The following is a 25,572-nucleotide window of genomic DNA, read 5'->3' on the forward strand; positions in this document are numbered from 1 at the left end:
ATGCAAAAGCACACCGTCTCGATGCACTTCGTCGGCGCCGCCGTCGCCGGGCTCTCCGGCGACGCGCGCGCGCGGGTCCTCGCGTCCGCCGGCATCCCCGCCGACCTCCTCGCGACGCCCCATGCGCGGGTGCCGGCCGAGTCCTTCTCCGCCCTCTGGCTCGCCGTGAACCGCGAGCTCGACGACGAGTTCTTCGGCCTCGATCGCCGGCGGATGAAGTGCGGCAGCTTCGCCCTGCTGTGCCACGCGGTCCTGCACGCCGGGACGCTCGAGCGGGCGCTGCGGCGGATGCTGAGAGGGTTCGCGGTGTTCCTGGACGACGTCCGCGCCGAGCTGCGCGTCGAGGGGCGGGACGCGGTCGTCGTCGTGACGAACGGCATCGCGGACGCCTCCGCCCGCCGCTTCGCGGACGAGACGTTCCTCATCATGGTCCACGGGCTGATGTGCTGGCTCGCGGGACGGCGCATCCCGCTCACGACGGCGGAGTTCGCGCACCCGCGTCCCCCCTACGCCCAGGAGTACACGGTCATGTACTCGCAGCGGCTGCGGTTCGACGCGGAGCGCACGGCCATCCGGTTCGATGCGCAGCTCCTCGCGCTGCCGATCCGTCAGACCGCGAGCAGCCTGAAGACCTTCCTGCGCACGGCGCCGCAGTCGGTGTTCCTCAAGTACACGAACGAGGAGAGCTGGACGGCGCGCCTGCGCCGCCGGCTCCGCCGGAGCATCGGCCAGCTGGAGTGGCCCCGGCTCGAGGACGTCGCGCGCGAGTTCCACGTCGCGCCGACGACCCTCCGCCGCCGGCTCGACGCGGAGGGGACGAGCTACCAGGGCATCAAGGACGAGCTGCGGCGGGACGCGGCCGTCCATCACCTGTGCGGCACCCGCCTGAGCGTCGCCGAGATCGCCGCCACGCTCGGCTTCCAGGAGACGAGCGCGTTCCACCGCGCGTTCAAGCGCTGGAGCGGGGTGCAGCCGGGCGAGTACCGCCGGCGCCAGGCCGAGCTCGCGCCGCGCTCCGACGACGCGCCGTCCGCGCCCGCCTCTGCCCGCGGCTGAGTCCGGGCCCGCCCGCGCTCAGGCGCGCCGCCGCCCCCCCCGGTGCAACATCCGCTCGGGCCGAGCCCTGCCGCGGCGCACGCTGCCTGCGGCGGGCTCGGCCCGAGCGAGCGACGGCCGTCAGAACTGGTCGTCCGGGAGGGCGAGCACCGCGTCGGCGTCGGCGACGACGGTCCGCGCGAGCCCACCGCCGCGCACGAGCACGTGGTCGGCGTAGAAGCGGGCCGTCGAGATCTTGGCACGGAGGAAGCCGGCCTCGCCGGTGCCCGCCTCGAGGTGCCGGTGCGCCGCGAGGGCGGCGCGGGCCATCTGCCAGCCGCCCGCGACGGTGCCGAAGAGCTCGAGGAACGGCACGGCGCCGGCGGCGGCGCGGCGCACGTCGGGTCCGAACGTGGCGACCACGAACTGCACCGCCTGCTCCAGGGCGGTGACGCCGTCGCGCAGCCGCGCCGCGATCGCGGAGAGCGTCTCGCTCTTCTCCTGCTCGAGCCGCGTCACGACCTCGCGCATCTCGGCCATCACCCGGCGGATCGTCTCTCCGCCGTCGCGCGCGACCTTCCGGCCGACGAGGTCGATGGCCTGGATGCCGTTCGTGCCCTCGTAGATCGAGGTGATCCGGGAGTCGCGGAAGAGCTGCGCCGCCCCGGTCTCCTCGATGAAGCCCATGCCGCCGTGGACCTGGATCCCGAGCGACGCGATGTCGATCGCGTTGTCGGTGCTCCAGGCCTTCACGATCGGGATCATGAGCTCGACGAACGCCTGGCTGCGCGCGCGCTGCTCCGCCTCGGGGTGGCAGCGCGCCGTGTCCATCGCCGCCGCCGTGACGCAAGCGACGGCGCGCATGGCCTCGGTCCGCGACTTCATGAGCAGGAGCATCCGGCGGACGTCCGGGTGGCGGAGGATCGCCACCTTCTCCTTGCTCCGCGTGCCGAGCTCCGTCCCCTGGAGGCGCTCCCGCGCGCAGGCGAGCGCGAGCTGGTAGGCGCGCTCCGCGATGCCGACGCCCTCCAGGCCCACCGAGAACCGGGCCGCGTTCATGGTGATGAACATGTACTCGAGGCCGCGGTTCTCCTCGCCGACGAGCCACCCGACCGCGCCGTCCTTGTCGCCGAAGGCGAGGACGGCGGTGGGGCTCGCGTGGATGCCGAGCTTGTGCTCGAGCGACACGCAGCGGACGTCGTTCCTCGCGCCGAGGCTGCCGTCGGCGTTCACGAGGAACTTCGGCACCACGAACAGCGAGATGCCCTTGACGCCCTCGGGGGCGTCGGGCGTCCGGGCGAGGACCAGGTGGACGATGTTCTCGGCGAGATCGTGCTCGCCGTAGGTGATGAAGATCTTCTGCCCCTCGAGGCGGTAGCTGCCGTCCGGCTGCCGCACGGCGCGGGTGCGCACCGCCGAGAGATCGGAGCCCGCCTGCGGCTCGGTGAGCACCATCGTGCCGGCCCACTCGCCCGAGGTGAGCTTCGGCAGGTACCGACCCTTCAGCTCCTCGGAGCCCTTCAGCTCGAGCGCCTCGATCGCGCCGCGCGTGAGCATCGGGCAGAGCGCGAACGAGAGGTTCGCCGCGTTCCACATCTCCTCGACGAGCGCGGAGACGAGGCGCGGGACCCCCTGGCCTCCGTACTCGGGGCTGCAGGAGAGGGCGTTCCAGCCCCCCTCCACGAAGCTGCGGTACGCGCCTCGCCAGCCGGTGGCCGTGACGACCTCGCCGTCGGCGACGACCCGCGCCCCCTCGCGGTCGCCCACGACGTTGAGGGGCGAGAGGACCCCGGCGGCGAACTTCCCGGCCTCGGCGAGGATCGCCTCCGCGAGCTCGAGGTTCACCTCGCCGCAGCCCGGCAGGCGGGCGACCTCATCGATCGGGGCGAGCTCACGCAGGACGAACTGCATGTCGCGGAGGGGTGCGGTGTATTCCTTCATGGCTGACCTCCAATCACATGTTGCGCCGGTACTGCCCGCCGACCTCGAAGAGCGCGGCCGTGATCTGACCGAGCGAGCACACGCGGACCGCGTCCATCAGGACCTCGAAGACGTTGCGGCCCTCGAGGACCGCCTGCCTGAGGCGACGCAGCGCGAGCGGCGCCTCGTCCGCGTGGCGCGCGTGGAAGTCCCGGAGCCGGTCGAGCTGGGAGCGCTTCTCCTCCTCCGTCGAGCGCGCCAGCTCGATGTGGTCGGAGACCGGGTCGCCGTGCGGGTTGCGGAAGGTGTTCACGCCGACGATGGGGTACTCGCCGGTGTGCTTGAGCATCTCGTAGTGCATGCTCTCCTCCTGGATCCGGCTGCGCTGGTAGCCGGTCTCCATCGCGCCGAGCACGCCCCCGCGGTCCGCGAGGCGCTCGAACTCGGCGAGCACGGCCTCCTCCACGAGCTCCGTCAGCTCGTCGATCACGAACGCACCCTGGTTCGGGTTCTCGTTCTTCGCGAGCCCCCACTCCCGGTTGATGATGAGCTGGATCGCCATCGCCCGGCGGACGCTCTCCTCCGTCGGCGTGGTGATCGCCTCGTCGTAGGCGTTCGTGTGGAGCGAGTTGCAGTTGTCGTAGATCGCCACGAGCGCCTGGAGCGTCGTGCGGATGTCGTTGAAGGCGATCTCCTGCGCGTGCAACGACCGGCCCGAGGTCTGGATGTGGTACTTCAGCTTCTGGCTGCGCTCGTTCGCGCCGTACCGGTCGCGCATCGCCACCGCCCAGATGCGGCGCGCCACGCGGCCGAGCACCGTGTACTCCGGGTCCATGCCGTTGCTGAAGAAGAAGCTCAGGTTCGGCGCGAACTCGTCGATGTGCATGCCGCGCGCGAGGTAGGCCTCGACGAACGTGAAGCCGTTCGCGAGCGTGAACGCGAGCTGGCTTATCGGGTTCGCCCCCGCCTCCGCGATGTGGTAGCCGCTGATGCTCACCGAGTAGAAGTTGCGCACCTTGTGGCGCACGAAGTACTCGGCGATGTCGCCCATCACCTTCAGGCTGAACTCGGTGGAGAAGATGCAGGTGTTCTGGCCCTGATCCTCCTTGAGGATGTCGGCCTGGACCGTGCCGCGCACGCTCGAGAGCGCGCGGGCGCGGAGCGCCGCCGCCTCGGCCACCGTCGGCTCCCGCCCGTGCTCGGCGGCGAACCGCTCGACCTGCTGGTCGATGGCGGCGTTCATGAACATCGCCAGGATCGCCGGCGCCGGGCCGTTGATCGTCATGCTGACGGACGTCGCGGGGTCGCAGAGGTCGAACCCGGAGTACAGCACCTTCAGGTCGTCGAGCGTCGCGATCGAGACGCCGGAGTTCCCGATCTTCCCGTAGATGTCGGGGCGCGGGTCCGGGTCGCAGCCGTACAGCGTCACCGAGTCGAAGGCGGTGGACAGCCGCTTCGCGGGCATGTCCTGGGAGACGAGCTTGAAGCGCCGGTTGGTCCGGAACGCGTCCCCCTCCCCCGCGAACATGCGGGTCGGATCCTCGTTCTCGCGCTTGAACGGGAACGTGCCCGCCGTGTAGGGGAAGGCGCCCGGCACGTTCTCCAGCATCAGCCAGGCGAGCCGGTCGCCGTCGTCCTCGAACCGGGGCAGGACGACCTTGCGGATCTTCGTCCCGGACAGGGAGGTGTGGACGATCCGGGTCCGCACCTCGCGGTCGCGGACCTTCACGACGTACTCGTCGCCCGCGTACGCCTTCACGAGCTCGGGCCAGCACGCGAGCAGCTTCTTCGCCCCGGGATCGAGGCGGGCCTCGCGCGCCTGCGCGAGCGGCTCGAGCGCCTCGGCGGGCGCCGGGTGGTCCGGATCGGCCGCGCGCACCATGCGCTGCGCCGCGCGGAGTTGCTGCGCCTCCCGCGCGAGCGCCGCCTGCTCGCGCGCGCGGCGCTTGTAGCCGCGGACGCCGTCCGCGATCTCGGCGAGGTAGCGCACCCGCCCGCTGGGCACGAGCGGGATCTGGTGCGTGCTGTGGCGCGTCTGGACCTCGGGCAGCCGGCCCTCGCGGAGCGGAAGGCCCAGCTCGCGCAGGCGCGGGCGGAGCGCCTGGTACAGCGCCGTGACGCCGTCGTCGTTGAAGCGGCTCGCGATGGTGCCGAAGACCGGCATCTCGTCGAGCGGGCGATCGAACGCGCCGCGGTTCCGCTGCACCTGCTTCGAGACGTCGCGCAGGGCGTCCGCCGCGCCCCGGCGGTCGAACTTGTTGATGGCGACGAGCTCGGCGAAGTCGAGCATGTCGATCTTCTCGAGCTGGCTCGCCGCGCCGAACTCCGGGGTCATGACGTAGAGCGGCACGTCGACGAGCGGCGCGATCGCGGCGTCGCCCTGGCCGATGCCGGGGGTCTCGACGATCACGAGGTCGAACCCGGCGACCTTCGCGGCGGCGACCACGTCCGGCAGCCCCCGGCTCACCTCGCTGCCCGTGTCCCGGGTGGCGAGGCTCCGGAAGTAGACGCGCGGGCCGTGCGTCCACGGGCCGATGGCGTTCATGCGGATGCGGTCGCCGAGCAGCGCGCCGCCGCTCTTCCGCCGCGACGGGTCGATGCTGACGACGGCGATGCGCAGCGCGTCGTCCTGGTCGAGGCGCAGCCGCCGGATGAGCTCGTCCGTGAGGCTCGACTTCCCCGCGCCGCCCGTCCCGGTGACACCGACCACCGGCACGCGGCGGGTGCGCGACTGGGCGTGGAGCGCCATGACGAGCTTCGGGTCCGCGTCGCCGTTCTCGAGGGCGGTGACGAGCCGCGCGAGGGCCCGCCAGGCGGCGTCGGAGTGGCCGGTGACGGCGTCGAGCGTCCTCGGGGCGAGCGGCGACGGGCCCGTGTCGCAGCGCTTCACGATCTCGCCGATCATCCCGGGCAGCCCCATGCGCTGGCCGTCCTCGGGGCTGTAGATGCGCCCGACGCCGTACGCGTGCAGCTCCCGGATCTCGGCGGGCACGATGACGCCGCCGCCGCCGCCGAACACCTGGATGTCCTCCCCGCCGCGCTGCCGCAGCGAGTCCACCACGTACTTGAAGAACTCGAGGTGGCCGCCCTGGTACGAGCTGATGGCGATCCCCTGGGCGTCCTCCTGCAGCGCCGCCGTGACGATCTCGTCGACCGAGCGGTTGTGGCCGAGGTGGATGACCTCGGCCCCCCGGTCCATGAGGATCCGCCGCACGATGTTGATGGCGGCGTCGTGGCCGTCGAACAGCGCCGCGGCGGTGACGATGCGGACCTTGTGCTTCGGCCGATCCTCGGTGACGGGCGTGAGCTCGCCGGTCGCGATGGTCACGGGTTCGCCTTCAGCTCGGGGAAGTCTTCCTCGAAGAACTCGCGCTCGCCGCGAGCGTCGGGCGACTCGTGCCGCTGCTTCTCGAGGCGGGAGAGCTCGGTGCGGCGGATCTTGCCGGAGATGGTCTTCGGGAGGTCCGCGATCTCGAGCCGGCGGACGCGCTTGTAGGGGGCGAGCACCTTGCGGATGTGCTGGAAGATCGAGAGCGCCAGCTCCCGGCTCGGCTCGTAGCCGTCCCTCAGCACGACGAACGCCTTCGGGACGGAGAGGCGGCGCGGGTCGGGGCTCGGCACGACCGCCGCCTCGGCCACGGCCTCGTGCTCGATGAGCGCGCTCTCGAGCTCGAAGGGGCTGATGCGGTAGTCGGACGACTTGAACACGTCGTCCATCCGGCCGACGTAGGTGTAGTAGCCCTCGTCGTCCACCGAGGCGACGTCGCCGCAGTGGTAGTGGCCGTTGCGCAGCAGGTGCGCGGTCTTCGCGGGGTCGTCCTTGTAGCCCGTCATGAGCCCGACCGGGCGCTCCTCCAGCGAGAGGCAGATCTCGCCCTCGCGCGCGGGCTGCTCCCCGTCGCCGAGCAGCGCGACCCGGTAGCCCGGCAGCGGCCGGCCCATCGACCCGGGCTTCACCTTCTGTCCGGGTGAGTTGCCGATCTGGCAGGTGGTCTCGGTCTGGCCGTAGCCGTCGCGGATGACGATCCCCCAGGCCTTCTTGACCTGCTCGATCACCTCGGGGTTGAGCGGCTCGCCCGCGCCGACGAGCTCGCGGAGCTTCACCGGGTGGCTCGCGAGGTCCTCCTGGATCAGCATCCGCCACACGGTCGGCGGGGCGCACAGGGAGGTGACCCCGCAGCGCGTGACGACGTCGAGCATCGCCTTCGCGTTGAACCGCGCGTAGTTGTAGATGAACACCGTGGCGCCCGCGTTCCACGGCGCGAAGAGGTTGCTCCAGGCGTGCTTCGCCCAGCCCGGCGAGCTGACGTTGTAGTGCACGTCGCCCGGCATCAGGCCGATCCAGTACATGGTCGAGAGGTGACCGACCGGATAGCTCGTGTGCGTGTGGAGCACGAGCTTCGGCTTCGCGGTCGTGCCGGAGGTGAAGTAGAGGAGCAGCGGCTCGTCCGCCGCCGTGGGGCCGTCCGGCGTGAACTGCGCCAGGGCGCCGCCCGCCCTCTCGTAGCTCGTCCAGCCGGAGCGCTCGCGCCCCACGACGATGCGCGAGTAGTCGCCGGGCAGCGCGTCGAACTTCGACGTGTCCGCCTCGCCGACGATCACGTGGCGCACCTTGCCGCGCTCGAAGCGGTCCTTCAGGTCGTCGGTGGTGAGGAGCGTCGTGGCGGGGATGATCACCGCGCCGAGCTTCATGCAGGCGAGCATGACCTCCCAGAGCGGCACGACGTTCCCGAGCATCATGAGGACCGCGTCGCCCCGGCGGACGCCCATCGCGCGGAGGAAGTTCGCGACCTGACCCGAGCGCCGGGAGAGCTCGGCGAAGGAGAGCTTCACCTCCTTGCCGCCCTCGTCGACGATCCACAGCGCCGGGCGGTCGTTCCCCTTCGCCAGCTCGTCGAAATAGTCGAGCGCCCAGTTGAACTGAACGAGCTTCGGCCACCGGAACTCCCGGTAGGCCTGCTCGTAGTCGGTCCGGTGGGCGAGGAGGAAGTCTCGCGCTTCGAGGAAGGGCCGTGACGGGCTCATCATGGACGCACCTCGGTAGATCGGGTGTGGACGCGCCCGTGACTGTACGCGCGGGCCACGCCGGGCGACGATGCCCGAGCCGGCCGTGTCACCTGGCAGTTTTTGCCACACCCCGCCTGCGGCGCCGGTCCATCGCGGGGCGGAGCCGCCGCCCCCCCAGGCCCGACCGAGAGCGAGCGAGCGCGTCAGGGGGACGGCCCCGTCCGCCCGAGCGCTCAGGCGGCTCGGGCCGGGAACGTCCGGGGTTCAGCGTCGCGCGAACGCGCGCGCGGCGTGCGGGTCGCGCCACTTGCGAAACCCGCAATGGAGGCACGCGTCCGAGAACGGGTTCGCCACCCAGATCGTCCAGTGGAAGTGGCATCCGCAGAAAGGGCAGCGGAACGAGGCGAACCTTATCGCCGCGCCGGCGGAGGCCGTGATCCAGGCGGCGAGGAGGACGTGCCCCGGCGTGGCGCTGCCGGAGAGCTCCGGCAACAGCCTCGTCGCCCATCCCAGCACCGGCGCGAAACCCACGATCGCGGCGGCGAGCACCCGGCGGCGCGCCCGGTAGTCCCGCCACACGGGCGACAAGCTCGAGCTCATTCGCCGGCGAGGATACCCCAGGACCCTCCGGGCCCCGAAAGGGACCGGTCGGCGCCTCGCTTGCGCGTGCCGGGCCGCGCGGCCTGGAGGACAGGGCGCCTCGCCGGCGCGGGGCGCCCTTTGCCCGAGCTCACCCCGCCGGCGACGGCCTCACAGCACGCGATCGATCGTGACGACGTCCACGAGGCCGAGCACCTGGTAGAGCGCGGGGATGATCCGCTCCGGAGGGTGGCGGCGCCGGAGCTCGGCCACCTTCTCCGTGCCGGCCCGGTACGCCGGCAGGTACATGCGCCCGTTGAGCGGGTGGCGACCCCAGGCGCCGGAGAGCTTTCCGGCGCGCTCCTCGGAGCACAGGTACTCGCCCCGGAGCACCCGGGCGACCTCGTCCTGCGGACGGCCCTCCTCCCAGGTGAGCCAGGACGACTGGTTCTTGGCGTCGTCCTGGAGGAGCGCGAGGAGCGTGCCGATCCGCAGATCGCGGTCGGGCAGCTCCGCGACCTCCTTGACGCCGAACGCCATCAGGACGGCGTTGTTGGCGAGCCCCTCGGACAGCGCGGCGCCCCGCGTGTTCATCGTCAGCACGGTGCCCTCGAAGCCGAGCTTCCCCTGGACGTAGAGGGCCTGGGCGAGCGCGAAGTTCGTCACGTGGCCGGGGACCACCTCGTGCGAGACGAGGTCCAGGAACTCCGGGACCGAGATCTCGAGCGCGGCGTTGATCTCGTAGGTCGCCTCGTAGAGCGGCGCGCCTCGCGCGTCGCGCGCCCTTCCGACGTAGTTCATCGAGCCCGAGAACCAGGCGTTCTCGATGGGCAGGAACTCGATGTTCGCGCGCGGCACGGCGTGGAGCGAGGGCGGGAGGTACGGCACCACGTGCCGGCGGGTGCCCTCCTCGAGCTCTGCGATGAAGCCGTCGGCGAGGAGCTTGATTGCCTTGCGGGGGACGAGCCGCTCGGCACGCCAGGCGTCGACGGCCGCGAGGAGCGGCTCCGGCCGGCCGTCCACGCCGAGCAGCTCCGCGAGGAGCTGCCGCTTCGTCTCCGGCCGAGACGGCTCGGGAGGCTTCCCGGTGGAGGCGACCACGCACCGCTCGTAGGGCACCTTCGGCCCGCGCCCGCGCAGCTCCTCCACGAGCTCCCACATCACGCGGAGCGACTCGGCCTGCCCCGCGAGGAAGGCGCCGCGCAGGCCGCCCAGGGCGCGGGCGTCGGCGGCCAGCGCGTCGATCGCGCCCGGCACGTCCACCGCCGCGAGGTAGGCGTCGAGGGCGGCCGCGTCCGGCGCCGGCGCGGCGACGCCACCCGTCTCCCGCAGCCGCGCCGCGGCCGCGTGCGTGTACGCCTGCGGGAGCGGCTCGTCGGAGAACCAGGAGTCCGCGATGTAGCGGCCAGTGCCGGAGGGGCTCATCACGTCGCCTCCCCACAGCGTGTCGATCCCCAGGATGGCGGTGGCGACGGTCCTCGCCAGCGTGGCCTCGTCCGGCATGAGCGGTCTCCTCGTGAGCGGCGGACCATAGCACCGGCGCTCGCCGGGGAGACGTCCCTCGAGGAGGACCTCGTCGCCGCCATGGAGGCCGCACGAGCGCCTCCCGTTGGGATCACCTCGACGTCGTCCCCGACCTCGCCTCGAGCGCCGCGGCGACGTCCCGGGAGAGCGTTCCGATCGTCCGGCTCAGCGCCGCGACCGTCGCCGCGACCTCCGCTCCGGCGCCGCGCTCGCGCGCGGTCGTCACCCCTTGGCTCGCGACCGCGCCACCCCGGCGCACGACCCACCGCGCCTCGAGGACGGCGGTGCCGTCAGGCTCGCCGTCGAACCGCAGCACGTCCACGGAGACCGACCACTCCGGCGCGGCGCTCACGGCCCACGGCCACCCGAGCACCTCGCTGGCCGGGACGGCCACCCGCAGGTCCTCGGCGAGCACGCGCGTGAAGAGGACGTCGAGCGGCGCGGCCCAGCGATCGACGCTCGCCACCTCCACGCGCGCGGGACCGGCGCGCGTCACGAGCTCCGGCCGGTCGAGGTAGGCGGGGAGGCGCACCGGCCCGACGCCGAGCACGGGCAGCGCGGGGCGGGTCGCGGAAGGTGAGGTCGCCTCGGCCTCGAGGAGGTAGTAGCGGGTCCGCTCGGGTCGCGGGCCGAGCGAGAGGCACGCCGCGAGCAGCGCGAGCGGCGCCACGAGCGCGTTCGCGCGGCTCATCGCCCGTCCTCCGCCCTGCCGCGGAGGAGCGCGCTCGGATCGCGATCGAGCCGCTCCGCGAGGTTGCGCAGCGACCGGCTCGTGCTCTGGAGCTCGGCGAGCGTGCGCGTGAGCTGCCACGCGAGCGGCGAGGCGGGGTCGAGGAGCTCGTCCACGTGCCGGACCGCGGACTCCGCGTGCTCGAGCGTCGCGCGGAGCTGGACGACCGCGGCGCGCGTGTCCGCGGCGAGCGGCGTCACGGACGCGTCGACGGCGCGGGCCGCGCTCCCCACCGAGGCGATCGCGGCGTCCGCCGCACGCAGCGTGCCCGGCAGCCGCGCGACGGCGGCGTCCACGCCGCCGGCGGTCCGCTCGAACGAGCGCGCGGCGGCGCGAAGATCGGCCACGAGGCCGTCGAGATCGAGGGACTGGAGCTTGGTGAGGAGCTTCGAGGCGTCCGCCTGGAGCGCGGCCAGGCCAGGCTCCGAGTAGACCGGGATCTCCGGGTACGGGAGCCGGAGCGGTGACGGCTTCGCGGGCGGCGCGTCGGGCAGGATGTCGAGGGTGACGTAGCGACGGTTCGAGAGGTAGCTCTCGAGCGCGAGCCGCGCGCGGAGGCCGTGGTCGACGAGGGTGCGCACCGCCCGCGGGTCCGAGAGGTCGATCTCCCCGCCCATCTCGCGGATCCGCGTCTGGTTGAGCTCGATCACGACCGGCATGCGCAGCTCCCGCAGCGGCTCGGTGGCGGAGCCCATCGAGAGGTGGATGCTCGTGACGCGCCCCACCGGGACGCCCCGGAACTTCACCGGCGCGTCCACCTCCAGCCCGGCGAGGTCCTCGGAGAAGACCACCACGAACCGGACCCGGGCCTGCAGGATGCGGCCGGCGCCGAGGTAGACCGCGGCGACGACCCCGAGCGCGACGGCGGCGATGACGAACGCGCCGACCAACTTCGGATCCAACCTCCGCGGCATGAGACCTCCTTCACGGACTGGCCACGCTCCCGGCGAAGAACGCGCGAACCGGCGCCGGCCCCTGCGCGCGCAGCTCGGACGGAGGTCCTTCCGCGATCGCGCGCCGGGCCTCGCCGTCGAGGAACAGCGCCCGCGTCCCGACCCCCAGGATCGTCGCGACGTCATGGGTGACGATGACCGCGGTCGTGCCGAGCGCGTCGCGAAGCTGCAGGATGAGCGCGTCGAGCCGGCGCGCGGTGGGCGGGTCGAGGCTCGCCGAGGGCTCGTCGATGAGCAGGATCTCGGGGTCGAGCGAGATGGCGCGGGCCAGCCCGGCGCGCTTCTGCATCCCTCCCGACAGCTCCCACGGGTAGTAGTCCTCGAAGCCGCGCAGGCCGACGAGCGAGAGCTTGAGCCGCACGACGGCGCGGATGGCCGCGGCGCGGAGCGAGGTGAACTGCTCGAGCGGCAGCGCGACGTTCTCGGCGAGCGTCATGGACGTCCAGAGCGCGCTCCCCTGGAACAGGACGCCGACGCGCCGGAGCATGCGCTCCCGCACCTCCGGGGGCGCGCTCGTGAAGCTCTCGCCGCCGTAGCGGACCTCACCGCCGGTGGGCTCCTGGAGGCCGAGGAGGTGGCGGAGCAGCGTGGTCTTCCCGCAGCCGCTCGCGCCCATCACCACGAAGATCTCGCCGCGCCGCACCGTGAAGCCGAGATCGCGGATGACCACGCGGTCCCCGAACCTCATCGTGAGCTCGCGTACGCTGATGACCTCGTCGCCCACGGTCACCACCCGAGCAGGAAGAACACGTACTGGTAGACGCCGCAGGCGGCGATGATCGAGACGATGCCCGTCACGACCGCCTCCGTCGCCGCGTCGCCGACGCGGGCCGCGCTGCGCTCCGCTTGCATGCCCCGCAGCGTGGCCGTGAGCGCGATGAGGAGCCCGTACGTCGCGCCCTTCACGAGCCCGCCCAGGAGATCCCCCGCCGTGACGGCGAGCGCCGTCTGCCGCACGTAGCCGGCGAAGGGCTGGTGCAGCATCGTCGTGGCCACCACGGCGCCTCCGAGGATGCCGGTCGCGTCCGCGAAGAGCGTCAGGAGCGGCGTCATCGCCGTGAGGGCGAGGACGCGGGGGACGACCAGGAACTCGGTCGGCGAGATGCCGAACGTCCGCAGCGCGTCCACCTCCTGCGTCACCTTCATCGTGGCGATCTGCGCGGCGAACGCGCCGCCGCTCCGCCCCGACAGCGTCACGCCGGTGATGAGGGCGGCCATGTCGCGGACGACGGCGATCCCGACGATGTCGGCGACGTAGGTCTCCGCGCCGAAGAACCGGAGCTGCGTGATCCCGACGAAGGCGAGGATGATCCCCACGAGGAAGTTCACGAGCGCGACGATGGGGAGCGCCTCGGCGCCGGATTGCTGGACGACGAGCCACAGGTCCTGGGAGCGGTAGCGGGCGCGCCCGCCCGCGAACCTCCCGAGCGCGAGCGCGGTGTCGCCGACGAAGGCGACCGCGTCGAGCAGCTTCACGTGCCGCTTCAGGGCCCGCACCCCCACGCCCTCGATCCCGCCGGGCCTCGGCGCCGCCCGCTCGGCGGGGGCGGCGGACTCCTGCGCGATCCCGAGGAGCCGGCCGACCTCGGGCGGGAGCCCGCTGGTGTCCACCGGCGTGCCGCGGGCGCGGCAGCCCTCGAGCACGGCGCCGACGAACACCACGAGGGCGCTGTCCCACGCGGCGAGCCCCTGCCCGTCGATCGTGACGCTCGGTGCGGGCGCGCGGTCCAGCTCGCGCCCCACCTCCTCCGCGCGCGGCAGGCCCTCCGCGATATGCCAGGGCCCGGCGAGGCGAACGCGCAGCGATCCGTCGACGGCCCGGCGCAGCTCGACCGTCGCACGCGCCTTCGCCGCCGGGCCGCGCCCCGCGATCCGGCGGAGGAGCGCAAGGCCGGCTGGCCGGGCTGGGTCGTGTTCGCGAATCGCGAACCTCCGCCCGCATCGTAGCGCCGCTCCTCACGCACCGTCCGGACCCGGGCGGGCGGCTCCGAACGGCCGCGACCGCGTGACGCCCCGAGCATCGATGCGCGACGGCGCGCACCGTGCGGCGACGTGCCGGGGCCACGAGCGCGCCGGTTCTCGGTCGACGCCCCCGAGCGAGCGCCGCTCCTCACGTGTGCGAGAGCACGTCCGGGATCCGGGCCCGCGCGGCCCGGCGCGCGGGCAGGACCGCGGCGGCAGCGGCCACGGTCGAGAGGAAGACGGCCGCGGCGGACCAGGTGCGCGGGAGGTACCGGACCCCCAGCGCGATGGGCTGGGCGAGCAGGCCAGCGTCGTAGGTGATCCCCGCGGCGTTCGTCGCGGCGGCGAGCGCCAGCGTCGCGACGAGCCCGATGGCCGAGGCCACGACGGCGAGGAGGGCCGCCTCCAGGGCGAAGAGGGCCACGATCTGCCGCCGCAGGAACCCGAGGCTGCGGAGCGTCCCGATCTCGCGCGTCCGCTCGCTCACCGCCTTCGCCATCGTGGTGAGGACCGTCATGCCCGCGATGAGCACGACGACGAACGCCATCAGGGAGCGGAAGACGCCGAGCACCTTCATCCCGCGCATGTGCTCCACGCCCGCCGTGTGCTCGCGCCAGGGCACCGCGTGGAGCGCCAGCCCCTTCGCCGCCGCCGCCCGCTCGAGCTCGCGCCCGAACGCGGAGGCGCGGCTCGGATCGCGCAGGAGGAGCAGGTACATCGAGAGGCCCTTCGTATCGAGGAGCCTCTGCGCGAGCGAGAGCGGCATGTTCGCGAGCTTCGCGTCGAGGTCCGTGGTGCCGCCGTCGATGAGGCCGACGACCTCCGGCTCGACGACGTTGAGCTGACCCGACGCGGTGCTCGCGACGAGCTGGACGCGCGGCCGCCGGCAGGCGAGGGGGCGCTCCTCGGGGATGAGCGTGCCGTCGCGCCGCCGCGCCGGCGCGTGGCCCGCCGGCTCGCAGTCGAGGAGGCTCCCGAGCCCCATCCCCAGGTGGACGGAGCTCTCGGGCGCGAGCTGGAGAGGCCTCCCGGCGACGGCGTTCCAGGCGAAGCGCCGCCGGAGCCTCGCGCCTTCCACGGGATCGAAGGCGAAGGCGACGAACGGCGCGCTCGCCTTCCCGGCGCTCGCGACCCCCCAGGCATAGAGCAAGCGCATCCGCGCCTCGACCTCGCCCGACCGGTCCGCGAGGAACCCGTCGAGGAACGCCCGCTCGCGCTCGCCGAGCAGGACCATCCCCGCCGTGCCCTGGTCGACGTCGCTCGCGCCGGCGGGCTCGATCATGAGGTCGCCCAGCATGAACATCTCGGCGAACATGTTCGCGCTGTTCTCGCCGAGGAAGGTCATGTACCCGTCGAACAGCGAGATCGCGACGAACCCCACCGCGATGGCGAGCATCGAGCCGAGGCTGTGCCGCGCGTTGCGCCGGACGTTGCGCCAGGCGATCCGGAGGAGCGGGGGCGAGGAGCGCACGATCACCTCACGACGTTGTTCACGTTGAACACGCTCGCGGCGTGCGTCTCGGCGCGCGGCGCCTGGAACTCGAGCACCGTCACGTTCCCCGCGCCCATGGCGTCGCGGATGATCATGCGCGAGACGAAGTCGATCTCCTCGCCGCCGGCGAGCCGCACCCGGTTCCCGTACTCGAACGTCGCCGCCTTGAACACGTCGCCCCCCACCGTGAGGAACTCCGCCTTCACCCCGAGGCGGCGCTTCTTCGAGATCCAGTAGCGGATCCGGTCGTAGGTGACGTCCTTGGAGCGGGCCTTCAGGTCGAGCCGCCAGGAGGGCTCGCCGTTCACGTCCTCCTCGCCGGCGATCGTCCCCTCGTAGTCGCGCGCGTAGTTCGTGCTCGAGATGTCGCCGTTCGCGGCCTCGCCCTGGAGCCGCTGCCGGGCGGAGATCGAGATGGGGCGGCGGAGCCCCGGCTTCACCCACCAGATCGACCGGTTGTTGAAGAGGATCACCTCGCCCTTGCGGCGGGGGGGCCCGAGCGCCTCGGCGAGGCCGTCGTTCCCTCGCGCGCGGATGAGCCAGCTGCTCTTCGAGACCGAGCCCTCGTCGGTGGCCACCACCGCGACCGTCCACGTGACGCCGCGCTCGAGGCCCCCGCGGGCGCGGTCGGAGTCCCTGAGCAGCGTCCCGGCGTCCGGCGCCGCCGCGGCGCCCGCGAGGAGGAGCGAACCGACGAGGAGCACCGCGTTCATGCCGCCACCTCCACGATGAGCTTCGCCACCCGCTCGCGGACGCGACGACGCACCGCGACCCACGTCGCCCCGAGCGCGAGGACGAGGAGGAGCGCCGCCGCCCCCACCCACATGCCGGCGCTCGGCGCGATCACGAGCGGGATCGTTCCGCCCACTCCGGGCGGCTGGAACCGCACCTTCGCGGCGCGCACCCCCGCGGAGACCGCGAGCGCGAGCACGAGCCCGGCGGCGATGGACAGCCCCGCGAGCGTCGCCGCCTCACGGAGGAACACGCCCAGGAGCTGACGCCGCGTGAACCCGAGCGAGCGGAGCGTCCCGATCTCGCGCGTCCGCTCGAGCACGGCGAGCGTCATCGCATTGAGGACGGAGAGCGCCACGACGTTCGCGAGGAGGAGCCCGATGAAGGTGACGACGGCGCCGATCGTCTCCATCGTGCCCACGTAGTACGGGTTCGCCTTCGGGTCGTCGTACGGGTAGATGGAGACCTCGAGCCCCGCGGCCGCGAGCTTCTGCGACAGGTCCCTCGCCACCGCAGCCGTGTCCCGGTGATCATGGAGATAGGCGGCCACGTAGGTCACGCGGTCGGTGTCGTACAGGCGCTGGAAGAGATCGAGCCCGGCGACGAGCCCTGCCTGGTCGCCGTCCACCGTCCCCGCCTGGAAGAGGGACACGAGCCGCGCGTCCATCGCCCCGAAGCTCCCCTCGTGCGTCTGGACCGCGAGCTGGACCCACGGATCCGCCGCGATCCTCGCCTTCACGTCGGGCGCCTCGCACTCCAGGGCGCCAGGCGCGACCGCCGCCTCCCTTCCGGTCACGGCCGCTTTCCCGAGTCGCGCGCCCCCGAGGCCGACCGAGAGCGCGACGGGGCTCTCCTCGCCGGCGGCGTCGGGCAGCGGGCGGCCGGCGCGCGGGCGCGCGACGTCCCGGAGCGGCTCGAGCTGCGGGTGCGAGAGGATCCGGCGCTCCACGTCGAGCTCGATCCCGAGGCCGCGAAACGGGAACGTCTTGCACCCGTTGCCGGCGATGCCGGTGCCCAGGAGGTAGCGCCCACAGAACTCGACGCGCGGATCGGCGCGCAGCGCCGCGAGGATCTCCTCCTGCGCCGCGGCGTCGAGGGTGTAGGCCGCCGGCTTCGTCTGCGCCTTGCCGAGCCCGCCGCGCGCATAGACGGCCAGGTGGCCGGAGTGCTGGAGGTACACGGAGGAGAGGCGGATGAGCCCCTCGTTCCCGTTCGCGTACCCGCCGAGGAGGACGAGGCCCGCGTACCCGAGGGCGATGGCCGCGCCGGTGACGAGGTTCCGCCGGCGGTTCCGGGAGAGGTTCCGGAGCGCCAGCTTCCACCCGCCGGTCACGCCGCCGCTCCCGAGGCGGCGCCGTCGAGGCGCCCGTCGCGGATGCGCACGTGCCGGCCGACGCGTGCCATGAGCTTCTCGTCGTGCGTGGAGAAGAGAAACGTGACGTTCCGCTTCTGGTTCAGCTCCACCATGAGGTCCACGATTCGCCGGGCGGTCTCCGAGTCCAGGTTCGCGGTGGGCTCGTCCGCGAGGACGAGGATCGGCTGCGTCACGAGCGCGCGCGCGATGGCGACGCGCTGGCGCTGCCCGCCGGAGAGCTTGTCGGGCGGATGCCGCGCGTAGTCGTGGAGCCCGACGTCGTCGATGGCGCGGTGGACGCGCTCGCGTCGCTCGACCTTCGAGAGGTGCGAGTGGACGAGGAGCGGCAGCTCCACGTTCTCGTACACGTCGAGCACCGGGACGAGGTTGAACGACTGGAAGATGAACCCGATCTTCCGGTTGCGGAGCCTGCTCCGCGCGTCGTCGGCGAGCGTCGCGGCGTCCACGCCCTCGACGAGCACGCGGCCCCTGTCCGGCTCGTCGATGCAGCCGGCGAGGTTCAGCAGCGTGGACTTGCCGGAGCCGGACGGCCCCACGAGCGCGGTGAACTCGCCCGCGTGCAGCTCGAGCGTGATGCCGCGCAGCGCGGGCACCTCCGTCTCGCCGAGGCGGTAGATGCGATGCACGTCCTCGAGCCGGATGAGCGCCTGCGACATTGCCATTCCTCCCTCCGTCACCAGCTCACGACCGCGCCGACGACCGCGGTCGCACGCAGGAGCCTCGACAGCGCGCCGCGGTACGTGCCGTGCGTCCCCATGGCCGAGGCGAAGAGGACGAGCGAGTCCGTCGCGTCGAAGCTCGCGGTCGCGAACGCCGCGCCGGAGCCGTCCTCGAGCGCGGCGAGATAGCGAAGCTGGAGCGACGTCCTCTTCGCGGGCGGCAGGTCCGGCAGGCGGAGCGAGGCGTACGCGTGCTGCCGGCCGACGATCTCGAAGCCGGGCTCGAGCCAGGCCGCGAGGCTCTCGGGCGCGGGCGCGTCGCTCGCGAAGGACACCGCGCGTGCCCCGAGGGCCAGCTGCGCCTCGGTCCAGCCCGCCTCGTCGAACACGTACTCGAGCCGGAGGTCGGCCCCACCCGCGAACGTGTAGCGGACGCCCCCGAGCGCGAGCGTGCGGAGGCCGCGGCCCGTCCCGGTCTGCCGGAACGAGACGGTCCCGGCGCCGTCCACGGGATACCAGGCGCGCGAGCCGGACTGGTGGACCGCGTCGGCGTAGATCGAGAGCCCGTCGGTCAGCGAGACGGCTCCGTACTCGCCGAACCAGCCGCGCGAGCTCTCGCCGGCGCCTCCGGTGACCCCGAGGTAGCCGCCGCCATCGGGCGCCGACCACTCGGCCTTGGCCTGCGCCTTCGGCTCGAACGGCTCCCGCGCGACGAACGGCTCGGCGCCGTTCGGCTCGATCTCGGCGAGGACGACGGCGCTCCACGCGGACCCGAGCGAGACGTTCACGCGCGCGAGGTGCTTCCCACGCACCGTGTAGAGCGGATCGCGCAGGAACCCCGTCTCGTGGAAGATCCGGTTCGACGGGCTAACGAGCTCCGCGGGGCCCCACTGGAAGTTCTGGAGCCCGTAGGCGAGCGCGAGCCGATCGGAGACGCGCCAGGCACCGTACAGCTCGAGCCACTCCGCGGAGGCCTCGCGCTCTTCGGCCTGCCACTCGCTCGCGGCGCGGGACTTCGTCACCTGCACGCGCAGGCGCGGCCGGGCGAAGAGCTGGAGGATCGACCCGTGCTCGACCCGCAGGTCCGGACGCAGCTCCGACCCGCCCGCCGCCTGCGGCGCGCCGAGGACGTTCCGCGGATTCTGATCCGTGTCGCGGGGAGACGATCCGCCGACCGCGGTCACCCACTCGAGCCTTCCACGGAACGTGAACGCTGGCAGCTCCGCGACGGCGCCCTCGTCTGCCGCGGCGGTCGCGCACAGGAGGAGCGTCGCCACGGCGACGATCCTGCACGCATGCGTGCGATAGAGCGCCCCCATCGGTGCGTTTCGGACTACACGGTGCGTACGAGCATGTCAAACGGTCCGGGCCGGACGATCTCGCGCTCCCGACGGTCTCGTGGAGCACACGCGTCCACGTCAGAGGCGAGACCGGCGCTGCGGCGCTGCGCCGGCAAGCACCCCGCGGGAGGCGTTCCGCCGCTCGGAGGCACGGCCCAGCCGAGCGTTGCGGCGGCGTGCCGCAGCGGACATCCATGTCTCATGAACTCCGCGACGGAACCCCATGCCGACACCGCTTCGAGGTACCTCTCCCGCCCCGGCTCGAGCGCGGACGACTTTCCCGAGTGCGACCGGTGTGGCAAGGCCTTGAGCCGCGAGGCGGCGCTCGAGCGCGTCCAGCCTGGCGCCGACGACACCGAGCCTGTCTTTCTCTGCACCGGCTGCGAGCTCGGGGGCGACTAGCCCGCGGCGCACGCAGGAACCCGGTTCCGATCCGCCGCCGGGCGCCGTCGCGCGTCACGCGCGGCGCTGGAGTCCTCGATGTCCAAGCTGCGCTTCAGGATCTCGATGTCCCTGGACGGCTTCGTGGCCGGTCCGCGTCAGAGCGTGGAGAACCCGCTCGGCGAGGGTGGCATGCGCCTGCACCAGTGGGCGCTCCCGCTCGCCGTCTGGCGCGCGCCGCATGGCCTCCAGGGTGGAGAGGTGAACGAGAGCACCCCCGTCGTCGAGGAGTCTCTCGTGAACATCGGCGCCACGGTGATGGGGCGGAACATGTTCGGGGGCCACCCCGGACCGTGGAATCCCGAGAGCCCCTGGAACGGCTGGTGGGGGGCCAATCCACCCTTCCACCACCCCGTCTTCGTGCTCACCCATCACGCGAGAGAGCCGCTCGTCCTCGAGGGCGGGACGACCTTCACGTTCGTCACCGACGGCCCCGACTCCGCGCTCGAGCAGGCCCGGCGCGCCGCGGGGGGAAGGGACGTGTCGCTCGCGGGGGGCGCGAGCGTGGCCCGGCAGTATCTCGCCGCGGGCCTCGTCGACGAGATGGAGCTCCACCTCGTGCCCGCGCTGCTGGGCTCGGGCGAGCGGCTGTTCGACGGCGTCGGCGACGACCTGCGCGGCCTCGAGCTCGTGCGCACGGTGGCCGCGCCGGGCGTGGTCCACCTGAAGTTCGCGCGGAGGTGATCTCAGGCAGCAGTCGGCGCCGGGCGAGGCGAGCGAGCGCGACGCCCTACTGGATGATGACCTCCGGGCAGCCCACGTCCAGGTAGAGCTTGTCGCCCTTGCGGATCGCGAGCTGGTACGTGTGGACGCCCTTCAGGTCGCGGAGGGTGGCGCGCGCGATGGGGCCGGACGCTCCCCAGCGGGCGACCGCGAACAGCGCCTTCGCCTTGTCGTCGACGACGAAGTCCCCGGGGAGGGAGCTCACCTCCACGCCGCTGCCGTATTCCTCGTCACGCTCGTTCCGCCCGGCGAGCGCTGCGCCGTCCCTGAAGACGAGCACGAACGAGTCCGCTCCCGGCGCCTGCCACTGGACGACCTCGCCCGCCGCGGCCCTGACGATCGTGGGGCTGACGGTGAGGGTGTCGTCGTGCACGATGATGTTCACGAAGGCGCTCGGTTCCACCTGCTTCTTCTTGGCGTCGGGCATCTGCTCTCTCCTTGACGGTCACTTCGGGTTCGATACCGCCGGCTCCTTGCGATCGACGAGCGCCCGGAAGCGCGGATCCCGTCCGAGCAGCGCGAGCGGCGGCGCGTTCCGGATGAACTCCCGCGGGTAGCCGGCCTCGAGCGCGGCGCGCACGGCGTCGAGCGCGCGCTCGGTGTCGCCCGCGTCGGCCTTCACGAGGGCGGACCGGAAGAGCACGAGCCCATCGCCGGGAGCGAGCCGCAGCGCCTTCCCGATGCTCGCCGCCGCCTTGTCCCGCTCGCCGAGCGCGGCCTCGTGGATGGCGAGCCTCGACCAGGGCTCGGCGCTGCGCGGATCGACGGCGAGCTCCTTCTCCAGGAGCGCGATCGCCTGCCGGTAGTCGCGCGCGGCGTCCTCGGCCAGCCCCGACCAGCGCTCCGAGTCGGCCAGGGCGCCCCACACGCGCGCGTCGCTCCGGCCGAGCCGGACCGCCTCGCGGTACGCTGGCACGGCGTCCCGGAACCGTCCTTCGTAGAAGTAGACCGCGCCGAGGTTCGCGTGCGCCTGCGCGGTGGGGCGGAGCGAGAGGGACCTCTCGAGCGCGGCCGCGGCCTCGTCGTGCAGCCCGAGGCGCAGGTAGAGGCCGCCGAGGTTCGCGTAGCCCGCGTAGTTGTCGGGCGTGAGCTGGACGACGCGCTGGAACAGCGGCAGCGCCTCGGTGAGCCGCTCGTGCCGGTTGTAGAAGACGCCGAGGTCCTTGTACGCCGCCCAGGAGCTGGGCCGGAGCTGGATGGCGCGCCGGTAGGTCGCCTCCGCCTCCTGTGTCCGCCCCGCGGCGTCGTAGGCCCGCGCCAGCTCGCGGTACGCGTCGGCGCTCGCGGGCTCGAGCTCGAGCGCGCGCTCGAAGCTCCGGATCGCGCTCGCGTGGTCGCCGGAGGCCGCGTGGACGAGCCCCATCGTCAGCTGCACGGGGGCGAGCCGCTCGTCGAGCTCGATCGCGCGCCGGCCGCTGGCCCGCGCCTGCTCGAGGAAGCGTGCGTCCTTCGTGAGATCGTACCGGCGGAGGAAGGCCTCCGCCTTGCCGGCGTGGGCGAGGGCGTACGCGGGATCGCGCGCCAGGGCCTGGTCGAACACGGCCACCGCGCTGTCGAGGTTCTCGGCGCGGTCGTACCGCTGCAAATAGCCCCTCCCCTCCAGGTAGAACTCGTAGGCGCCCGGCGCGGGCGGCGGATCCGCGAACGCGCTCCGCCCCGCCTCGGGCCCGAGCTCGATCTCGAGCATCTCGGCCACGCGCTCGACGAGCGCCCGCTGCAGCGCGGCAGCGTCCGCCCTCGGCGCCTCCACGTCGCGCGCGGCGACCACGAGCAGCGTCCTCGCGTCCACGAGGTCCGCGGCCACGACGACCCGATCGCGATCCCAGTGGACGCTCCCCGTGACGGCGAGGGTCGCGCCGAAGGCGGACCGCGCCTCCTTCGCGCTCGCCACCTTCTCCTTCAGCACGTCGCTCGGGGAGACGACGCGCAGCGAGCTGCGGAGCTGCTCGAGCTGGCGCAGCTTGTTCGTGACGAGCTCGACGAGGCCGGCCGAGAACGCCTCGTCCGAGCGGCTCCCCCCCACCTGACGGAACGGCAGCACCGCGACCAGCTTCTCGTCGGGGAGCGCCGGGCGGCGCGCGAAGCCCAGGAGGTGCTCGCGGACGGCGGGCGACGCCGCGACGGCCGCGACGACGGCGACCGCGGCGATCGCCGAGGCGAGGACGAGCGCGCCGGCGCGCCCGGCGAGCCGCCGGCGAACCCGGGCGAGCCGGCGCCGAGGCCGGGGGCGGGGCGCGGGGGCGTCGGCTCGCTCCGGTCGCTCGAGGTCGCGCTGGAGAACGGTGAGCGCCCCGAGCACCTCGCCCAGGTCGCGCGGGCGCTTCACGGGATCCACCTCGAGCATCCGCCCCACGAGCTCGCCGAGCGCGGGCGCGTCCGGCACCTCGAGCGCCGCGACGCGCGCCCTCCCCTCCCCGCGGGCCGGCGAGCCGGCCAGCAGGCGGTGGAGGATCGCACCCAGCGCGAACACGTCGGTCCGCTCGTCCTCCGGGGCGCCCCGGCGCTGCTCGGGCGCCATGTACTCGACCGTCCCTCCGTCCACCTTGCGCTGGCCGAACGCGTGCGCGAGGCCGAGGTCGAGGACCTTCACCTGCCCGTCCTCGCAGAGGAACACGTTCGCCGGCTTGAGGTCGCGGTGGATGACCCCCTGGCCGTGCGCGTGCGCGACCCCCTTCGCGACCTCCGCCGCGATCCGGACCGCTTCACGCAGCGGCAGCTCCCCGGCCTGCAGCCGCTCGGCGAGCGTCTCCCCGCGCAGGAGCTCGAGGATGAGGTACGGCCCGTGCTCGCTCCGGCCGGCGTCGTGGAGCGTCACGATGTTCGGGTGCGACAGCCGCGCGGCGAGCTCCGCCTCGCGAAGGAGCCGCTCCTCGCGGGCGGCCACTCGCGTCTCGAGCCGCACCGCCTTGAACGCGACCGATCGCCCGAGCTCGGTGTCGCGGGCCTCCCACACGATCCCGAACCCGCCCCGGCCGATCTCGCGCACGAGCTCGAAGCGGCCGATCGCCGCGCCGGGCCGCAGCGCGCCCTCCCACGAACCCGGACGCACCGCGGGCGCGCGCGCCAGCTCCTTCAGGAGCGCGGAGAGCGAGCGGGCCACGGGCGGCGCCGCGGCCGCCGCGCCGCGAATCTCGTCGCGCTGCTCCTGCCTTGCCACCTCGGACCCCGCGAGCGGAAGTGATGCTCTCGTGTCGAATTCGCCGCGTGCGGTCGAGGCGCACGTCACGGAGGGGCTCGGGCCGACCCTCTACGGCGAGCCGGCCGACCGCCCGGCCTGCGGGCGCGGCCGCGGAGCCGGCGGCGCGGCACGGTCGGTGCGCGGGGTCCGTCCCTGTCGCCGGTCTGTTACGGTGACCGGATGAAGCTCGTGGCCCTCGTCCGCCCCGCGATGCGCCCCGACGAGGCGGCGCACGCGGTGGCCGACGCCGCGGGGCTGACGCTGGCCGAGGCTCGCATGCGCCTCGCCCCCGAGCCACCCGCGCTCCTCGCCAGACTCGCGCCGGACGAGGCCGACCGGCTCGTCCTCGCGCTGCGCGAGGCCGGGCTCGCGGCCGTGGCGGTCGAGGCCCGTTGCCCGTCCGACCGGGAACGCATCGTGGCTCACTCCTTTGCACTCGACGACCTGGGGCTCACGCTCACGCCGCGGTTCGGGGAGCCGACGACGTTCGCGTGGGCCGACGTGACGGCCCTGTTCCGCGGCCTCCGCGCCTCGCGGTCCGAGGTCGAGCGCCTCGAGAAGTCGAAGCGCTTCTCGGTCGGCAGGGCCGTGCTGACGGGCGGCCTCGGCATGACTCGCACCTCCACGCAGGCGGTGCGCTCGTCGAAGGAGGAGCTCGAGCAGGTGATCCTCGTCTACGCCCGCAGTGGACGCGCGGCGACGCTCTCGGAGACCCAGCTCGACTTCTCCTGCCTCGGGGCCGGGATGCAGCCCTCGAGCACCGGCAACATGCTCGAGCTCTCGCGGAGGCTGCGCGAGAAGGCGAGGAGCGCGTTCTACGACGAGCGGCTCATGCGCCTCGGTCGCCGGCCGCTGCCCTTCGTCGCGGCGGGGGAGTCGGGCTCGGTGACGCCCACGAGGACCACCACCCGCACGGACACGAGCGGCTCGCTCGACACGCTCGCCGAGGTGATGCGGCAGGCCCTCGGCGAGGGCCTGCTGCCGTGACGACGAGGCCGCCGCGGGCCGGTAGCGCGGCCGCGCGACGCGCCCTCAGCGCCCCAGCGCGGCACGCACGGCCGCCGCGAGCGGCGTCGTGGGCCGGCCGATGAGACGCCTCAGCTCGCCGCTCGAATCGTCGAGCTCGCCCTTCGCGACGTGGACGTCCGCGTCCACGTACAGGTCCGCCGCAGCGCCCGGCATCCCGGCGCCGATCAGCACCGCCCGGTACTGGTCGGGCGGCAGGTCCCGGTACGCGATCTGCTTGCCGGTCTGCCGCGACAGCTCGTCGGCGAGCTCGGCCATCGTGAACGGATGATCGCCGGCGAGCTCGTACACGGGCTTCTCGACGTCGCGGGTGAGCACCGCGACCGCGGCGTCGGCGTAGTCGGCACGCGCCGCCGCGGCGATCCGGCCATCCCCCGCGCTGCCCACGAGGGCGCCGTGCTGGAGCGCCGGCGCCAGGTGCTCCGTGTAGTTCTCGAGGTACCAGCCGTTCCGCAGGAACACGTACGGCACGCCGGACCCGCGGATCACCGCCTCGGTGGCCTGGTGCTCGGCGGCGAGCGCGAGGTTCGAGGTCCCTGCGTGCAGCACGCTCGTGTAGGCGAGGAGTCGCACGCGGGCGGCCTTCGCGGCCTCCACGACGGCGGAATGCTGCGGCACGCGCTGCCCGACCTCGCTCGACGAGATGAGCAGGACCTTCTCCGCGCCGGCCAGGGCGGGGCCCAGCGTGTCGGGCTTCGCGTAGTCGGCGCGCCGCACCTCGACGCCGAGCGCGGCGAGGTCCTTCGCCCGATCGGGGTTCCGCGCCGCGACCGCGATGTCGCGGGCCGGTACCTTCGTGAGGAGCCTCTCGACGACGAGGCGGCCGAGGTGGCCCGTGGCTCCGGTGACGACGATCATGTCTCTTCTCTCTCTCGTATTCGTAACTGGTTGAGCTA

Annotated in this window: 21 protein-coding genes; 4 read left to right on the top strand and 17 right to left on the bottom strand. The window is 73.2% G+C overall.

Features of this window, described 5'->3' with window-relative positions:
• Complete coding sequence (locus MNZ39_RS00110; protein WP_242332922.1) at positions 1-1,056, top strand: AraC family transcriptional regulator; 1,056 nt, start codon at positions 1-3, stop codon at positions 1,054-1,056.
• Positions 1,057-1,176: 120 nt separating this feature from the next.
• On the opposite strand, the gene MNZ39_RS00115 is transcribed toward MNZ39_RS00110, so the two are convergent.
• The 14 genes from MNZ39_RS00115 to MNZ39_RS00180 all read right to left on the bottom strand — a co-directional run bounded on the left by MNZ39_RS00115 (position 1,177) and on the right by MNZ39_RS00180 (position 19,245).
• Entirely contained in the window at positions 1,177-2,976 is a 1,800-nt protein-coding gene (locus MNZ39_RS00115) for an acyl-CoA dehydrogenase (RefSeq protein ID WP_242332923.1), read from the bottom strand.
• A gap of 13 nt (positions 2,977-2,989) precedes the next feature.
• Complete coding sequence (icmF, locus tag MNZ39_RS00120) at positions 2,990-6,277, bottom strand: fused isobutyryl-CoA mutase/GTPase IcmF (protein WP_242333168.1); 3,288 nt, start codon at positions 6,275-6,277, stop codon at positions 2,990-2,992.
• Positions 6,278-6,279: 2 nt separating this feature from the next.
• Complete coding sequence (locus MNZ39_RS00125) at positions 6,280-7,983, bottom strand: AMP-binding protein (protein WP_242332924.1); 1,704 nt, start codon at positions 7,981-7,983, stop codon at positions 6,280-6,282.
• A 243-nt stretch (positions 7,984-8,226) separates the two neighbouring features.
• On the bottom strand, positions 8,227-8,562 hold the full coding sequence (locus MNZ39_RS00130) for a hypothetical protein (RefSeq protein ID WP_242332925.1): 336 nt from the start codon (positions 8,560-8,562) through the stop codon (positions 8,227-8,229).
• Positions 8,563-8,712: 150 nt separating this feature from the next.
• Positions 8,713-10,044, bottom strand: a complete 1,332-nt coding sequence (locus tag MNZ39_RS00135; RefSeq protein WP_242332926.1) for a hypothetical protein — start codon at positions 10,042-10,044, stop codon at positions 8,713-8,715.
• Positions 10,045-10,156: 112 nt separating this feature from the next.
• Positions 10,157-10,756: a membrane integrity-associated transporter subunit PqiC gene (locus MNZ39_RS00140; RefSeq protein ID WP_242332928.1), complete on the bottom strand. Its 600-nt coding sequence runs from the start codon at positions 10,754-10,756 to the stop codon at positions 10,157-10,159.
• Positions 10,753-11,709 carry an MlaD family protein gene (locus MNZ39_RS00145; protein WP_242332930.1) on the bottom strand — a complete coding sequence of 319 codons (957 nt, stop codon included), beginning with the start codon at positions 11,707-11,709 and terminating at the stop codon, positions 10,753-10,755. The genes MNZ39_RS00140 and MNZ39_RS00145 overlap by 4 nt, the downstream gene beginning before the upstream one ends.
• Before the next feature lie 10 nt (positions 11,710-11,719).
• Complete coding sequence (locus MNZ39_RS00150; protein WP_242332932.1) at positions 11,720-12,472, bottom strand: ABC transporter ATP-binding protein; 753 nt, start codon at positions 12,470-12,472, stop codon at positions 11,720-11,722.
• Positions 12,473-12,474: 2 nt separating this feature from the next.
• A complete protein-coding gene (locus tag MNZ39_RS24735) occupies positions 12,475-13,491 on the bottom strand; it encodes an ABC transporter permease (protein ID WP_242332934.1) in 1,017 nt (338 codons plus the stop codon).
• 367 nt (positions 13,492-13,858) lie between these two features.
• Positions 13,859-15,187 carry an ABC transporter permease gene (locus MNZ39_RS24740; RefSeq protein ID WP_242332935.1) on the bottom strand — a complete coding sequence of 443 codons (1,329 nt, stop codon included), beginning with the start codon at positions 15,185-15,187 and terminating at the stop codon, positions 13,859-13,861.
• Positions 15,184-15,915, bottom strand: coding sequence for an outer membrane lipoprotein-sorting protein (locus MNZ39_RS00165; protein ID WP_242332937.1), 732 nt, complete (start codon positions 15,913-15,915; stop codon positions 15,184-15,186). Before MNZ39_RS00165 ends, MNZ39_RS24740 begins: the two co-directional genes overlap by 4 nt.
• Positions 15,912-17,267: an ABC transporter permease gene (locus MNZ39_RS24745; protein ID WP_242332938.1), complete on the bottom strand. Its 1,356-nt coding sequence runs from the start codon at positions 17,265-17,267 to the stop codon at positions 15,912-15,914. The genes MNZ39_RS00165 and MNZ39_RS24745 overlap by 4 nt, the downstream gene beginning before the upstream one ends.
• Entirely contained in the window at positions 17,264-17,965 is a 702-nt protein-coding gene (locus MNZ39_RS00175; protein WP_242332939.1) for an ABC transporter ATP-binding protein, read from the bottom strand. Before MNZ39_RS00175 ends, MNZ39_RS24745 begins: the two co-directional genes overlap by 4 nt.
• A gap of 17 nt (positions 17,966-17,982) precedes the next feature.
• Positions 17,983-19,245 (bottom strand): hypothetical protein, encoded by a 1,263-nt coding sequence (locus tag MNZ39_RS00180; protein WP_242332940.1) that lies wholly within the window; start codon positions 19,243-19,245, stop codon positions 17,983-17,985.
• Between the two features lie 264 nt (positions 19,246-19,509).
• Here MNZ39_RS00180 and MNZ39_RS00185 point away from each other — a divergent pair, with 264 nt between their 5' ends.
• Entirely contained in the window at positions 19,510-19,710 is a 201-nt protein-coding gene (locus tag MNZ39_RS00185) for a hypothetical protein (RefSeq protein ID WP_242332941.1), read from the top strand.
• Positions 19,711-19,788: 78 nt separating this feature from the next.
• On the top strand, positions 19,789-20,433 hold the full coding sequence (locus MNZ39_RS00190) for a dihydrofolate reductase family protein (RefSeq protein WP_242332942.1): 645 nt from the start codon (positions 19,789-19,791) through the stop codon (positions 20,431-20,433).
• A gap of 46 nt (positions 20,434-20,479) precedes the next feature.
• On the opposite strand, the gene MNZ39_RS00195 is transcribed toward MNZ39_RS00190, so the two are convergent.
• Complete coding sequence (locus MNZ39_RS00195) at positions 20,480-20,899, bottom strand: hypothetical protein (RefSeq protein ID WP_242332943.1); 420 nt, start codon at positions 20,897-20,899, stop codon at positions 20,480-20,482.
• An 18-nt stretch (positions 20,900-20,917) separates the two neighbouring features.
• Entirely contained in the window at positions 20,918-23,629 is a 2,712-nt protein-coding gene (locus MNZ39_RS00200; protein WP_242332944.1) for a serine/threonine-protein kinase, read from the bottom strand.
• A 201-nt stretch (positions 23,630-23,830) separates the two neighbouring features.
• Here MNZ39_RS00200 and MNZ39_RS00205 point away from each other — a divergent pair, with 201 nt between their 5' ends.
• A complete protein-coding gene (locus tag MNZ39_RS00205) occupies positions 23,831-24,637 on the top strand; it encodes a hypothetical protein (protein ID WP_242332946.1) in 807 nt (268 codons plus the stop codon).
• 45 nt (positions 24,638-24,682) lie between these two features.
• On the opposite strand, the gene MNZ39_RS00210 is transcribed toward MNZ39_RS00205, so the two are convergent.
• The gene (locus MNZ39_RS00210; RefSeq protein ID WP_242332947.1) at positions 24,683-25,534 is read right to left on the bottom strand and encodes an SDR family oxidoreductase; all 852 of its coding nucleotides are present in this window, start codon (positions 25,532-25,534) and stop codon (positions 24,683-24,685) included.
• Between the last annotated feature and the right edge of the window lie 38 nt (positions 25,535-25,572).

Source organism: Anaeromyxobacter sp. SG66, assembly GCF_022690805.1.
Taxonomy (GTDB): Bacteria; Myxococcota; Myxococcia; order Myxococcales; family Anaeromyxobacteraceae; genus Anaeromyxobacter; species Anaeromyxobacter soli.

Coding starts and splice junctions, on each gene's coding strand:
- MNZ39_RS00125 (WP_242332924.1), bottom strand. CDS start 7,983: ATGATGAGCCCGTCACGGCCCTTCCTCGAAGCGCGAGACTTCCTCCTC.
- MNZ39_RS00185 (WP_242332941.1), top strand. CDS start 19,510: ATGAACTCCGCGACGGAACCCCATGCCGACACCGCTTCGAGGTACCTC.
- MNZ39_RS00135 (WP_242332926.1), bottom strand. CDS start 10,044: ATGCCGGACGAGGCCACGCTGGCGAGGACCGTCGCCACCGCCATCCTG.
- MNZ39_RS00115 (WP_242332923.1), bottom strand. CDS start 2,976: ATGAAGGAATACACCGCACCCCTCCGCGACATGCAGTTCGTCCTGCGT.
- MNZ39_RS00110 (WP_242332922.1), top strand. CDS start 1: ATGCAAAAGCACACCGTCTCGATGCACTTCGTCGGCGCCGCCGTCGCC.
- MNZ39_RS00195 (WP_242332943.1), bottom strand. CDS start 20,899: ATGCCCGACGCCAAGAAGAAGCAGGTGGAACCGAGCGCCTTCGTGAAC.
- MNZ39_RS00140 (WP_242332928.1), bottom strand. CDS start 10,756: ATGAGCCGCGCGAACGCGCTCGTGGCGCCGCTCGCGCTGCTCGCGGCG.
- MNZ39_RS00145 (WP_242332930.1), bottom strand. CDS start 11,709: ATGCCGCGGAGGTTGGATCCGAAGTTGGTCGGCGCGTTCGTCATCGCC.
- MNZ39_RS00210 (WP_242332947.1), bottom strand. CDS start 25,534: ATGATCGTCGTCACCGGAGCCACGGGCCACCTCGGCCGCCTCGTCGTC.
- MNZ39_RS00205 (WP_242332946.1), top strand. CDS start 23,831: ATGAAGCTCGTGGCCCTCGTCCGCCCCGCGATGCGCCCCGACGAGGCG.
- MNZ39_RS00130 (WP_242332925.1), bottom strand. CDS start 8,562: ATGAGCTCGAGCTTGTCGCCCGTGTGGCGGGACTACCGGGCGCGCCGC.
- MNZ39_RS00165 (WP_242332937.1), bottom strand. CDS start 15,915: ATGAACGCGGTGCTCCTCGTCGGTTCGCTCCTCCTCGCGGGCGCCGCG.
- MNZ39_RS00175 (WP_242332939.1), bottom strand. CDS start 17,965: ATGTCGCAGGCGCTCATCCGGCTCGAGGACGTGCATCGCATCTACCGC.
- MNZ39_RS00190 (WP_242332942.1), top strand. CDS start 19,789: ATGTCCAAGCTGCGCTTCAGGATCTCGATGTCCCTGGACGGCTTCGTG.